The organism is Paenibacillus sp. Soil724D2, assembly GCF_001427935.1.
Lineage (GTDB): Bacteria > Bacillota > Bacilli > Paenibacillales > NBRC-103111 > Paenibacillus_E.
Window position 1 is genome coordinate 1 of the sequence record NZ_LMRY01000043.1, and the last position, 13040, is coordinate 13040.

The 13040-nt window shown below is 45.2% G+C and carries 12 protein-coding genes and 1 pseudogene; 11 read left to right on the top strand and 2 right to left on the bottom strand.

The window, feature by feature from the left end; translation table 11 throughout:
* The first annotated feature begins 453 nt into the window (after positions 1–453).
* Both ASG85_RS26740 and ASG85_RS26745 read left to right on the top strand, forming a co-directional pair.
* Complete coding sequence (locus tag ASG85_RS26740) at positions 454–906, top strand: VOC family protein (protein WP_047679368.1); 453 nt, start codon at positions 454–456, stop codon at positions 904–906.
* Positions 907–1391: 485 nt separating this feature from the next.
* The gene (locus tag ASG85_RS26745) at positions 1392–1691 is read left to right on the top strand and encodes a hypothetical protein (RefSeq protein WP_057304571.1); all 300 of its coding nucleotides are present in this window, start codon (positions 1392–1394) and stop codon (positions 1689–1691) included.
* Between the two features lie 345 nt (positions 1692–2036).
* Here ASG85_RS26745 and ASG85_RS26750 read toward each other — a convergent pair whose 3' ends face one another.
* Positions 2037–2942: an alpha/beta fold hydrolase gene (locus ASG85_RS26750; protein ID WP_057304570.1), complete on the bottom strand. Its 906-nt coding sequence runs from the start codon at positions 2940–2942 to the stop codon at positions 2037–2039.
* Between the two features lie 356 nt (positions 2943–3298).
* Here ASG85_RS26750 and ASG85_RS39415 point away from each other — a divergent pair, with 356 nt between their 5' ends.
* From ASG85_RS39415 to ASG85_RS26765, 3 genes are all read left to right on the top strand, one after another.
* Positions 3299–3547, top strand: a complete 249-nt coding sequence (locus ASG85_RS39415; RefSeq protein ID WP_063860392.1) for a helix-turn-helix domain-containing protein — start codon at positions 3299–3301, stop codon at positions 3545–3547.
* 466 nt (positions 3548–4013) lie between these two features.
* Positions 4014–4388 carry a hypothetical protein gene (locus ASG85_RS26760; protein WP_057304569.1) on the top strand — a complete coding sequence of 125 codons (375 nt, stop codon included), beginning with the start codon at positions 4014–4016 and terminating at the stop codon, positions 4386–4388.
* 331 nt (positions 4389–4719) lie between these two features.
* On the top strand, positions 4720–5049 hold the full coding sequence (locus tag ASG85_RS26765; protein ID WP_060648259.1) for a hypothetical protein: 330 nt from the start codon (positions 4720–4722) through the stop codon (positions 5047–5049).
* Between the two features lie 275 nt (positions 5050–5324).
* On the opposite strand, the gene ASG85_RS26770 is transcribed toward ASG85_RS26765, so the two are convergent.
* Positions 5325–5939, bottom strand: a complete 615-nt coding sequence (locus ASG85_RS26770) for a DUF6241 domain-containing protein (protein ID WP_060648260.1) — start codon at positions 5937–5939, stop codon at positions 5325–5327.
* A gap of 173 nt (positions 5940–6112) precedes the next feature.
* Between ASG85_RS26770 and ASG85_RS26775 the strand changes: the two genes are divergently transcribed.
* From ASG85_RS26775 to ASG85_RS26795, 6 genes and pseudogenes are all read left to right on the top strand, one after another.
* Entirely contained in the window at positions 6113–7012 is a 900-nt protein-coding gene (locus tag ASG85_RS26775; protein WP_060648261.1) for a phosphotransferase family protein, read from the top strand.
* Between the two features lie 503 nt (positions 7013–7515).
* Positions 7516–9237: a ubiquinone-dependent pyruvate dehydrogenase gene (poxB, locus tag ASG85_RS26780; protein WP_060648262.1), complete on the top strand. Its 1722-nt coding sequence runs from the start codon at positions 7516–7518 to the stop codon at positions 9235–9237.
* A gap of 420 nt (positions 9238–9657) precedes the next feature.
* Positions 9658–10020 (top strand): annotated as a pseudogene (locus ASG85_RS39995) (nuclear transport factor 2 family protein).
* A gap of 172 nt (positions 10021–10192) precedes the next feature.
* Positions 10193–10660 carry a hypothetical protein gene (locus tag ASG85_RS39425; RefSeq protein WP_060648263.1) on the top strand — a complete coding sequence of 156 codons (468 nt, stop codon included), beginning with the start codon at positions 10193–10195 and terminating at the stop codon, positions 10658–10660.
* Between the two features lie 384 nt (positions 10661–11044).
* Positions 11045–11368 carry an IS110 family transposase gene (locus tag ASG85_RS37275; protein ID WP_414858795.1) on the top strand — a complete coding sequence of 108 codons (324 nt, stop codon included), beginning with the start codon at positions 11045–11047 and terminating at the stop codon, positions 11366–11368.
* 568 nt (positions 11369–11936) lie between these two features.
* Positions 11937–13013 (top strand): alpha/beta fold hydrolase, encoded by a 1077-nt coding sequence (locus tag ASG85_RS26795; RefSeq protein WP_060648264.1) that lies wholly within the window; start codon positions 11937–11939, stop codon positions 13011–13013.
* Positions 13014–13040: the final 27 nt, after the last annotated feature.

Below are 13040 nucleotides of genomic sequence, written 5' to 3' on the forward strand. Positions count from 1 at the left end.
CTGATGAGCGCTCTCCTCTGATGAGCGCTCTCCTGAACAACATCTGCAAACCAAGGTGTCAAAATCCTGCGAATGAGTGAGTATATGTGAGATAAACCCTTAAAACCGAGGGACGAGCAGTTTAGTTTAATGATCAAAAATAATAAGCAGGAGATAATATCGTAACTCCGAATTGTTAAAGTATAAAAATATTAGGAGTTTAGAAAAGGGGTATCTACGTAATTTTATTGCGTAAAACGATCTTATTACGGTAATTACGAATTGAATTTCGTAGAATAAAAGTTAATATGACATATCCGAAAACCAAATTTCACATTTTACTATAGTGTGACTTATCTTTGTTATCATGAACTGTGACAAGATGTTAATCGTTTGGAAGGAATTAGTAATTCTTGATAGAATAAATATGAAGATGATCAGGTAATAAATTTGTACACATAAGGAGATAAAACTATGGCAAAAAACAAATTACTAAGAATGGACAATGTTGGCATCGTTGTAGAATCCCTTGATGACGCAATCTCTTTCTTCGAGGAGATTGGCTTGAAGCTCGAAGGGCGAGCTACTGTCGAAGGTGAATGGGCTGGTCGCGTAACCGGGCTGGGTTCACAGTGTGTAGAGATTGCTATGATGGTTACCCCAGATGGCCACAGCAGACTTGAACTTTCGCGATTTCTCACCCCACCTACTATATCAGATCACCGAACTGCTCCTGTAAATGCCCTCGGTTATCTACGCGTCATGTTCACCGTTGAAGACATTGACGAAATGGTATCCAGACTCACTAAGTATGGTGCTCAGCTCGTTGGCGAAGTGGTTCAGTATGAGGACTCGTATCGGCTCTGCTACATTCGTGGAAATGAAGGACTTCTAATCGGTTTGGCGGAACAACTCGGTAATAAATAAGTCGGGTCTGGGCGACCCTCGGTCCCGGAAACAAGGAACGAGGAAGTAATTGCCGGGACACATCCGCACCGGCCGGTAGCAAGCTGCCTTAACTCGGTGGGACTTCGTGATGCATGAACTTTAACGGAAATCAATGCAAAACCAAATTAAAGGGACTCAACTAACGGAAACGATAGTTCAATAAACAACACCACGGCAACCATCCAACATCATCGGCTGCCATTTCTCAACTAAAGGACAGTTATGCTTAGTAATAAAAAGATAGGTTTTCAATAAAAAATAACAAATATAGAAGATAAGTTTTTTCAAGATTATGTGAGGGAAATGTAAATGAATTATTTAAAAGCTATATTGTTTGGCATAGTTGTTTTTTTAATAGTTTTATTTATTGTTAATCTCCTTATCGGTGTTATGAAAGAACTTCGGTGTGTTACGAATCACAGACCTCAATTCAATGTGAATATAAAACGTTTGATGGAACCTCAATGACAAACCAAGATATTAATAAAATTAAGGTGCATAAGGGAGAAGTTCTGTATGTAGTTTATATTGCTATTGTTAAGACTGGGGAATTATCTCTAGACGCAATATTGACGAGATTAAACAACAATAACAAAGATGAATCTGTCTGGAGTAATACTCTTAAAAATAATAGAAGTGAAACAATAAATATACCAATAAATGACGATGGGGAAGTTATATTCCGAATTAAAGGAACCAAGAAGTCGGGTAGTTATAACATTAAATGGGATGTAAAAAGCAAAGATGAAGCTGCGAAGAAATAAAATTGAATGGGCTGTCTTTTTTTGAAGTAAATGGCTGGTTGAAAAACAAATCCTGCTCAACTAACGGGAATTAAACCAACGGGTAAAGTCCATGTAGGAAATTCATCGCAGCAATAAAACCCGCACTCAAAATCGCAAAATCGGGAATGGGATAAGGTTCTTGTCAAATCCTGATGACAAGAACTTTATCCCATTCCCGATTTTGACAAGAATTTGATCTCATTCCCGACAGATGGCAGGGAAGAGAGGCGGTCGGAAAAAACTAAAGTTATAATCTGGACTTGCTGATTAAGCTGATATGAACGTGGCGGTCAACACCTCTCTGAGACCTAAGCATCCGACGGATTATCGGTCTGATACGGAGCCGGCTTTCGTGTAGCCTCCGGCCCACCAGTTCGTAACCAGATCTGCGTAGGTATCGGCGGCATCTTCCCAGAAGAAGTGTGCCGCATCGATAATGTTAAGCTTGCTATTGGGTAGCCGCTCATGGAGATATTCGGCGTTTACCGGCGGCACCACGTGGTCTCTAACGCCGTTTATGATCAGCACGGGTGTCTCGATCGTGGGTAGTAGGTCGCGCAGAATCGGCAGCTGTTCCGGATAGCTACGCACGTAGCGCATCGACTCGGCTAAGCGCTCACCTTCATAGGACGAAAGATAGTCCTCGCATGCGGCATCCGTGGGCCTGCGCTCAAATTTACTAATCGTGGCGGTTACAATTTTGCGTCCATCGATCTTGCGATAGGGCTCGATGCTCGGTGCCTCCACCCATTCCTTCAGCAAGCCGCTGAGTTGGAGTGGGACTGCGGCGCCGCCGGCACCGATTACGAGGCTGCGGAACCGGCCCGGAGACAGCGCCGCGGCGAAGAGTGATGCACTGGTTCCGATATCATGCCCCACGATGTGTGGCTGCTCCAGGCCGAACGCGTCAGCGAGCCGAACAATGAATTCGCCCATGGCCCTCGGCGACATCAATGAATCGCGGCGTTCGGACTGCCCGAACCCCGGCAGGTCAACCGCCACCAGATGGACGTGCTCTGCCAACCGGTTCCAGGTTGGCTCGTAGCAGTAAATGCTTTCCGGCCACGGGCTCAACAAAAGTGCATGATTGTCGCGCGGTTCGCTCTCGGCGTAGCGAATGGACAGGCCGTCGATGGGGCGGACCTGCGGTCGGATCGATTGGCTCAACATTGTGGTCATGGGATCTTCCCGGCGTTCTTCGGCATACATCCCTTTATCTTCATTCGACATGCATGATTCCTCCCTAAAATTTCAGCTACATAGGATATTCCAATTATAACCAATTGGGAATGATCGGCGAGTTACCACTATTTAACTGTGATTCAGGTTGCCCCGAATCGAAGTGGTGTATTCCTCGAGGAAGCCGTTTTCGCCGTAGTTGTCAGCGAAGTGGAACTCCTGGTATTCATAAATCTCGCGGGCGGGATTTTATGGACGACATCTGGGCCTTGCACGTTGCCTTCCATGAACGCGCCTTCCCCGGTGACATCGTCGGCTAGGTTGTCCAGCCACCACTGAGTTTATTCTTCGAGGAAGACGTTTTCGTCGTAGTTACGGTCAGCAAGCTGGAAAGCAGTGACAGGCTGTTGCTGGCTACGATTAATCTGATCTCAGAAAGAGGTTACAATAGCGATACCACGCAAGAGATTGCTGAGTCTGCCGGCCTGAGAGAGAAGACATTGTTCCGACACTTCGGAAGCAAGCAGAAACTCCTTGAAGCCGCTTTCGACAGGTATCACTATGCCGAAGAGATGAGAAAGATTTTCGCGGACAAACTGGTATGGGAGCTGGAGAAGATCTCTTTACGATCAGCAGGACGTACCACGAGATTATGAACCGGAACCGCAAACTGGTCCAAATCAGCATCAAGGACGGAGCCCAGATGCCGGGCTTTTAAAGAACGGATGCAACAACACCCTCTGCGGTTGCTCGAGTTTCTGACGAATTACTTCAACGATATGAGCGAGGCGGTAAGCTGCGGTTGACGGATCCGAAGATGCAGGCTTTTACGTTCATGATGTCGCAGTACGGGGCTTTCGTGAACGACTTGGAGACCGGGAGTAACTACCCATGAAGCAATACTTCTTCTAAAGGTGAAACCTTAGCATTAAGCTATCGGAAACGATAGTTCAATCAATAAAAGCTTGAAGGCAGCCGGCCAATGATCGGCTGCCTTTTCTCAACTAACGCAACAGCAGGGAAAGGAATCCATATCCCGAACTGTTAAAGGGAAGGGTTTTATGTCTGATCACGATTTCCCTAACATGCCATTGATTATTATGAAAAGCTGAGGTGATTATTATGGAAGAGTTACTTTCACGAATGAAGCATAAACACGGAAGGATAATTGACGGAAGGCGACATTTCTGGGACGTAGAAAAACTGTGGGAGTTATCTAAGAACTTACCAGTTCATAAAATCAAGATAGATTCAATAAAGGAACTTGATCAGGATTGTTGGTTTACAGATAGTAGGAATACATCAGTTCCAACTATACGCAATGTTGCGCTTCATTGTCAGCGGATTATCAACGCAAACATGGAGTACCCAATATTAATATGTTCAGATGGACAATTAATTGATGGGGGACATAGAATTGCAAAAGCACTAATTGATGAAAAAATTGAAATTGATGCCATCTATCTTACATTGCCGACGGCGGATGTGATTCAATAAAGTACTCTTGTTCTGTAAAGTAGCCTGTCCAAAAAACTGAATTTAGCTTTTGACATCAGCAATAAACCGTGACATCGAGATTTGATAATGATTAATCTAACGGAAACGAGAGTTGAGGCTGCCGGATTAAATTAGGCAGCTTGTTCAGTTAACGGACAATTTAGCACAATAAACGATTGTTTGGGAACATGCATAACTAAGTCTTTAACCAAATGTGGTAATATAAGGATGTGATACATAGATTAAATGATCGTATTGACTGTTAATTCAATCGGTTAAGGTAGGCATAGTGTCTTGAATAGAGATGTCTATTTAGGGAGCGATAATTAATATGGGGAATATCGAGCAACTCATTATGAATATCATCATGTTAATTTTTTCCAAGCATAGGCGTTTGGTGTTTACTGCATTTAATCAATCGAAATATTATGATGCTGTAAATAAATTAAAAAGTCATGGCATTTCCTATCGCAGCCGAATAACAAGTCATGACACGGGTACAGTGGGTTCAGGCAGAAATGATAACAGCCAATACGACATCTATGTCAAAAAGGATGAGGTATATCTCGCGGAGAAACAGTGGGTTCAGGCAGAAATGATAACAGCCAATACGACATCTATGTCAAAAAGGATGAGGTATATCTCGCGGAGAAGGCTATAAATAGCTAGCGGTTTAATAATAAAAAATGCTGTTGTACGGCAGCACCTCGTTGAGCTAACGGAAACGATAGCGTAATCAGGCAGCGGCATGAAACATTAATATACGACGAAAAATATACCAAATTCCTGTGGGGCCCACAACATATTTATTGTGGGTTCTTTAATTTTAGCTACATCCAAGAAAGAGGTACCAGGTTCTTGTCCTATAAAACCTTTGTTCTTGCCTTACAATCTATTGTTGTTCTCAAATGACAAGAGAAGTTTTAATTTTCGGATTTAACTTGTCGGTTCATTTGTTGCGTCCTTTTTGTTAAACCATTTTTCAACGAAGGTGGCCTCCTCCTCCGGTGAATTGACTCCGGTCGAGAATCCAACAGTCCCGCCTTGTCGTTTATCGAGATAATCATGATCGTCCACGATTCGAGTGAAGTCGCTCGCTTTCCATTTTTTCGCGAGCGCGAGATAATTGTCTCGTTCCTCGATGTTCGGAGCCTTCTCAATGTTCTCGATCATGAGGTCGAGGAATTCATGCGTCATCTTAATAGAGAATCCGATTTGGTCAGCTTTGATCTTCTGATGAGTCATGGAGTGAAGGTTCATGATAATCGAGACTTCGTTCATGTATTCGCCGTTCGCGTTCATCTTCTTGATCTGGCCAAAATAGTCATCATCAACCACGATAAGCGCTTGATTCGGACCGTATTTCATCCCTGTGAAGGGTCTGACTTTTTCAATTGGGTGAGCTGCCGGAGCCTCAGATTTCGGAGTCTCGGAAACAGTCATAACGGGATTATATATTTCCTTGGTGATATTATTTGCTTTAACATATGCGAAAGCACTCCCGACGATGAGAGCAGAGATAGTGACGGTGATGATGAACTTCTTTTTCATTGGATTTATGTCCTCCTCGAGTTGGATGTTATATATTTAAACGTTATTACCACCCAACTAGTTCCAGTAGGAATAATTAAAGGTCTTAAGTCCTTGTGCATTCAAATTAACGGGCAGGATAACGCATCTAAATGTTGAATTTTCTGGAAGGAGTAAATAACCAGAGGTGAGATATGAACCAATTAGAAGGTAAGGTAGCGGGAAAAACCATGCACGACTCATTGGCGGAAATTGAATGGTATGAAACAGACCCAATTTTAAACAACCTTATTACTTCAAGGGCTGAACTGACGTTTAGCCCGCTTTCGCCGGGGCTTGAGGCGGATGTGGTTAAGATCACGCAGGGAGAGAAGCATTTTGTGCTGAAGGTGTGGAACAAGCGCTCGAAACCTGACGTCCTGCGCCAATATCGCCTTTTGGAAGCTCTTCATTGTCAGGGAATCCACGTATCCGAGCCGATCGGCTATGGGTGGACCGAAACTGGGGACAGTGTGCTGCTGACCCGCTATCACGGTACTACAGTAACGAAGGTGAGCCCGAGCATTTTTAAGGAAATTGCTGCTGTTTTAGCCGACATTCACCGGCTGTCTCCGGATGGATTGGAGGGTAGGGCGCTTGCTAGGTATGATTTTGTTGGGTATTTTTTCCCGGGGATCGAGGCGTTTCCGGCGATGAAAGAGGAACTGATCCGTCTCGTCGCTTCCGCGGATATGAAAATGGATCGGATTATTCACGGCGATTTCCATTTAGGCAATATTCTAGAAGATAATGGACAATACACAGTGATCGACTGGACGAACGGGCAACTGGGGGATCCTAGGTATGATCTGTCATGGGCTTGTCTGCTTTTGCGCATCTATTTGAGCGAGAGCAAAAGCCTTACGTTTTTGTACAAATATCAAGAGAAAATGCCCATAGCGCCGGGGGAGTTGGAGATCTTTGAAGCGCTTGCTTGCCTGAGGTGGCTTTTGCTCGACCGAATCGCTGGAGTGCCCAAACACGCGGATACGATGAAGAAGGTAAGAAAAATCGTCAGGGATAATCGATTTTTAAATGAGAGTGTGCTTATGTAAGGGCAGTTCCCGCTCGATTGGAGTTGAGGTTGACTTTTTCGTCAGTCATTACCCAGAAGAGACAAGGTTTATAAGATAGATTTAAATTGTTCAGTTAACGAGGAACTATAGTTGAGGAGCTTACAGCAAAGTAACTCTTCTTTTTCATTGGTGTAACGGGTACTTTAGTGAAGTAACATATCAGAGGATTCGCAGATCGGGTTGTTGCTTTGCATCCTGTGGTGATTTATTTAACTCAGCCGAGTGTGCGGGAGCAACAGGGTTGGATTTCTTCCATCCGTCCATGACTCACTTCGCGTCTGAACAAAATATTAGGTTTATGGAAAACCGCAAGCGGATCGAATAGGTTGAAAGTTAGATAAAGTACCGATAATTAGGAATGAAATGACCGAAATGTGACTACTTAATTTAAGTTTAAAGCCCAACAAGCCCGATCGTAGTGAAATCAAGAATATACTGCTCATATTATGGCAAAATAATAAAAACAAAAAGGAGAGATTCCCTTGAAAAGAACGATAGCTGATTCCATCGTGGAATCCCTTCTGAACGCCGGCGTGAAGCGAATTTACGGCATTATCGGCGATTCGCTTAATGCCTTGCTCGATGCGATCCGTCGTTCCGGAAAAATAGAATGGATCCATGTCCGCCACGAAGAGGTTGCAGCGTTCGCGGCTGGCGCGGATGCCACCCTCAGCGGAGGAATCGCCGTTTGTGCGGGTAGCAGCGGACCTGGTAATTTACATCTCATTAACGGATTGTACGATTGCCATCGAAACCGGGTGCCCGTACTTGCGATTGCCGCTCATATTCCGAGCAGTGAAATTGGCAGCGGCTTTTTTCAAGAGACTCGTCCGGACATGTTGTTTCAGGAATGCAGCTTCTTTTGTGAAGTCGTAACCGGACCGAGGCAAATACCTCGAGCGGTTACGATGGCGATGCAAACCGCGACGGCAAGGTCGGGAGTGTCTGTCTTAGTTCTTCCTGGTGATGTAGCCGCTTTCGAATTCGATGAAAGCCCGGTTCCAGAACGCGTCATCCATTCCACCAGGCCAATTGTCTGCCCTTCTACAGACGAATTGAAGACGCTTGCCGACTACTTAGACAAAGGCAAGAGGATCACCTTACTGTGCGGTGCTGGCTGCGCGGGAGCTCATGCTTCGCTCATGAAGCTGTGTGAGAAACTGCAATCCCCGATGGTCATAGCGCTGCGAGGAAAAGAATATCTGGAATACGACAACCCGTATTCCGTCGGATTAACCGGCCTCATCGGATATTCATCAGGATACCACGCCATGATGGAATGCGATGTCTTACTCATGCTGGGTACCGATTTTCCATACCGGCAATTTTATCCGCAAGAAGCGACCATTCTTCAGGTTGATTTGGATTCCTCCCGACTAGGCCGGCGAACGACGCTCGCATACGGGGTGTGCGGAGACGTAAAGACGACGGTCGACATGCTTTTACCCCTGTTAATGGAACCGCACTCTCCTGATCATCTGCAACATTTTGCAGCACATTATGCCAAAGTCCGCGAGGAACTGGACAACCTTGCAGCTCCTGGCAGAGCTCTTATTCATCCGCAATTCCTCATGAAGGTAATCAGCGATCTCGCAGATGAGGATGCCGTTTTGACTTGCGATGTTGGGACGCCGACTGTGTGGGCTGCCCGATACTTGAGCATGAATGGAAAAAGAAGGCTACTTGGCTCATTTAACCACGGGACAATGGCGAACGCCATGCCCCAGGCGATTGGGGCGCAGGTTGCGCAACCGGGACGCCAGGTCATATCGCTGTCTGGGGACGGGGGACTCACTATGCTGCTCGGAGATCTATTAACCCTTCGTCAGCATAAGCTCCCGATCAAGATCGTTGTCTTTAATAATGGCGCGCTTGGATTCGTGGAATTGGAAATGAAAGCAGCTGGCTTTTTAGAATTCGGAACGGAACTCGACAATCCAAACTTTGCGGCACTTGCTCAAGCCATGGGAATCGAAGGAATTCGCGTCGAGGATCCGAATGACTTGGAAAGCGCCGTTCGCCGAGCGCTCGAACACAGCGGTCCTGTAGTTCTGGATGTCGTCGTCAATCGTCAGGAGCTGGCGATGCCGCCGAAAATCAACATCGAGCAGGCTCGCGGATTTACGATGTGGATGCTGAAAGCCGTTTTGAACGGGCAAGGCAACGAAGTCATCGAACTGGCGAAAACCAATCTCTTTCGGTAATAAATAGGAGGAAGTCAGAGTTATTTTCCCACTCCCGAGAGGGAGGGAGGATCAGCTTTATTACAGACTCCTACAACTGACTGGACAACTGCCTTAGTCACAAGTTTAAAATAGCCCCCATCTGATTGCCAGATGCGGGTTATTTATGCTTACGTTAATACAAAAAGAATTATAGCCGGTTACATCGCAATTATCTCTAGTATGTATCGAAATTTATTCGATTTGGAGCCTATGTCCGACTAATGAGGTAGAGAACTTTGAGCAATCGGCAGCTCGTTAAACTAAACGGGCAGTAATGTTTAATCTTACGTTCCAAAAATAACCAAATTTATGGTATGTTGATCTATATAGGTACGAAATAACGTAACATATTTAGAGCAGTACATAATTGGAGAGAAGACACCAAAAGGAGGTATTTTTGTGGATGAAACCTTTATCATTGCTTGTGAAGAACGACTTCGGACAGCAATGCTATTCAGTGATGTGGAACTTTTAGATGAACTGATTGCTGACGACCTTACCTTTGTTAATCATTTAGGACAAGTTTTATCAAAAGAAACGGATATTGAAGCACATCGTTCAGGAAACTTGAAAATGACTGGAATTGATATTTTGGATCAATGAATTAGACTTTTGGATAGGGTAGCCGTAACCATTACAAGAGTCAATCTAAGCGGTATTTTCGGGACTCCATTTGAAGGCGAGTTTTGGTACACTCGTGTTTGGCAGAAACGTATCGGGACATGGCAAATTGTCTCAGGTCATTGTTGTTCGGTAACGTGATACAATACTATGCTCAACACTAAATTGTTGAACTAACGTTAGTTGAAACAACAAAGCCACGACAGGCAGTCGGTCAAATGATCGGCTGCCTTTCTCAACTAACTACAGAAAAGTTAAGAAAAGAATACATTTAATTAATATCCGGGTATGATAAAGAGAAAAAGGAAATATTATGATCGGACTTATTATCGCAATTGTCGTTTTTAATCTTACTGCCTTTACAACCAATAAGAGGTTGACAGCAAACCAAATTGTTCATATTTGGACATTTACATCGATTTTTCAAGGTACATTCGATTCTTTTGTTGATTATAAATTTCATGGTTACTGGTATTTTACCAAAGACATTGACTGGAAGGGTGTGCCTGCGCATCTTGGACTGCTTCCTCCCATTAACATGATGTTTTTAAATTGGTATCCGTTTAAAAGTCCATTAAGAGTAAAAACATTTTACTTTATCTATTGGGTCATAGGTACCGCCATATATGAGTTAATTACGTTGCTGCCTGAACCTTGGGGGTATTTTCACTACGGGTGGTGGAGATTGTGGCATTCGGTACTAATGAATCCTATCCTACTGTTAATCTTGTTAGGGTATTATAAATGGATAGTTAGAATAGAAAAAAATTATAAATTGTGAAAATAATCAAGTTGAATCATATAAAGAGACGATTCAAGTTCATCCCGCTCCCTCGAAATGATTCGGTTTCCTCACTCAAACTCATGAATTCGCAGGATTTCACCCTTAGATTAGGATGAAAGAAGAAGATATAGGTGAGCTTGTTGCGGGATTGAAGTGAAAAGGGCATGGGCAGCATTCCTATTATGAAGAAATACGAGGTTTGAGAAATAAAAAGACTCCTTGGTATGATGTTAATGGGTCCACGACGCTGGGCAGCTAACGGACGACAACCGCGGAGTCGAGTTCGGGAAGCCCATTACGTTTGAAAACACCAGGGAAGGGTTCGAGTTGTTTGTGGACTGGTTCCGAAAGATTTTAACGTAACAAGGTTTCCAAGACGTTATCGTTGGCATGGAGCCTACTGGTCACTACTGGCTAAACCTTGCTCATTTTCTGCGTGAAAAGCAAGTTATGTACGGCGTTGTAAATCCGCTGCACGTAAAGAAAGCAAAGAACTCGACGACAATTCGCCAACGAAGAATGACATTAAGGATGCGAAGGTCATTGCACAGCTGGTCAAAGACAGGAGATACGCCGTACCGAACCTTTCCCAGTTATGCCGAACTGAGGGAAGCAATGAAAATTCGCGATCACCTGACGACTGACCTTTGCGTAGTGCAAGCACGTGTTCATAACTGGTTAGATCGCTGTCGTCATTCGATCTGAGTACGGGAAGCATTACTTTTGGCATGGCGCATGAAAATTGTCATGCGCAATGACCGAAGGCGATGCTTTTTTTTTTGCATATTCATGACTTTTAACAGATTTGGCACTCCGTCATCCTTGGTAAGATTAAGGTGCAAGAACGAGCGAAACCCTAAGGACCGAGCGCATTTAGCGATCAGAGAGCGGAAGTGATGGCGGAGAAAAAATTAGGATGACGTTGCGGATTGCAACGGTATCGGTTTTGCTGGTGCTGGTGGTCGGCTCTATTTTAGAGGAAAGGATGGAATCACTGACGAAGCTGCAGTTCGCTTTAACATAGCAGAATGAGGTCGAGTGGCCGTTCCTTGTGAGAAGCCATTACGCGGATTCCTTCCTCGGTCATGTGTTAGTTATTCGAATAATTAAACTTAAGAGGAGTGATCATGGCATCTACGATCAATAAACTAATCCGTAGGACAGCCAAATAACGTTGCTAGGCTTCACATACGTTAACTCGATAAGGAAAATGATAGCCGATGTAAGTCAAACGCATGAGCATGCATAATGAATGTATATAGGAGGGAATACGATGTTCGGGAACCAATCGAGATGGCCGGCCAAATGCACGGCAATACTGCTGATCGCGGCGCTTATGCTACTTTCGGCCTGCGCGCGAAACAGCAATGAGCAAGACGGCGAGCGCGCCGCCGATCTCAATCCAAAGAAAGTGGCATTAACCACTGCAGGCAAGTTAACGCCCGGTAAGGCGTTTTCCGATGAGGAGCTCGTCAAAGAGCTTCCGGGCTTCAAGAACGGCTACAAGGAAGCGAACGGCGTCAAGCTTCACTACGTCGAGGGCGGGAAGGGCGAGCCGCTGTTTCTGCTGCCGGGCTGGCCTGTAACCTGGTATTCGTTCCGCAATATGATGCCGGAGCTGGCCAAGTACTATCATGTCTATGTCGTGGAATACCGGGGCATGGGCAGTTCCGACAAGCCTCAGTCGGGCTATGACAAGAAGACGATGGCGAAGGATATTTATGAATTGGCCAAAGCGCTCGGCTACAAGAGCATCAACATCGCCGGACATGATATCGGAGCGACGATCGCGTACGCATATGCAGCCAACTACCCGGAGGCCACGAAGAAAGTCGTGCTGATGGATGCTTCCCATCCGAACGATAACTTCCTGAAAATCCCGATCTTGCCGCCGCCTGGCGTGTACGACGAGAGCAACCCCGAACGCCCTAAGTTCTACTGGTGGTTTGCCGTTAATACCATCCCGGGCTTGTCGGAGCAGATGCTGCAGGACAAACAGCTGGATCTCGTCTATAATTGGATTTACGATTATATGGGCTACACCAAGGATGCGCTCAGCAAGAAGGAACGCGAGGTTTACCTCGCAGCTTATTCCCAGCCCGATGCGCTTCGCGCCGGGAACGAATGGTACAAGACGTTCAGGGATGATATCGAAACGCTGAAAACGTACAAGCCGCTGTCCGTGCCCGTGCTCGGCATCGGCGGCGTGTCCGGTTACGGCATGCTGGAGCAGTTCTTAAACGAGCATGCGCCGAATTCAAAGACGGTGAAGCTGGAGAAAACCGGACATTGGATCATGGAGGAGAACCCGCAAGCCGCCATTAAGCTGTTCAGAGAGTTTTTCCGTTAAACCGTCCCTGCTGCACAACAAGCCCCT

Bases quoted from the DNA above. Each gene is read 5' to 3' on its own strand.
- ASG85_RS26795 (WP_060648264.1), top strand. From the start codon at position 11,937: ATGTTCGGGAACCAATCGAGATGGCCGGCCAAATGCACGGCAATACTG.
- ASG85_RS26765 (WP_060648259.1), top strand. From the start codon at position 4,720: ATGGGGAATATCGAGCAACTCATTATGAATATCATCATGTTAATTTTT.
- ASG85_RS26745 (WP_057304571.1), top strand. From the start codon at position 1,392: ATGACAAACCAAGATATTAATAAAATTAAGGTGCATAAGGGAGAAGTT.
- ASG85_RS26775 (WP_060648261.1), top strand. From the start codon at position 6,113: ATGAACCAATTAGAAGGTAAGGTAGCGGGAAAAACCATGCACGACTCA.
- ASG85_RS26750 (WP_057304570.1), bottom strand. From the start codon at position 2,942: ATGTCGAATGAAGATAAAGGGATGTATGCCGAAGAACGCCGGGAAGAT.
- ASG85_RS39425 (WP_060648263.1), top strand. From the start codon at position 10,193: ATGATCGGACTTATTATCGCAATTGTCGTTTTTAATCTTACTGCCTTT.
- ASG85_RS26760 (WP_057304569.1), top strand. From the start codon at position 4,014: ATGGAAGAGTTACTTTCACGAATGAAGCATAAACACGGAAGGATAATT.
- ASG85_RS26740 (WP_047679368.1), top strand. From the start codon at position 454: ATGGCAAAAAACAAATTACTAAGAATGGACAATGTTGGCATCGTTGTA.
- ASG85_RS26770 (WP_060648260.1), bottom strand. From the start codon at position 5,939: ATGAAAAAGAAGTTCATCATCACCGTCACTATCTCTGCTCTCATCGTC.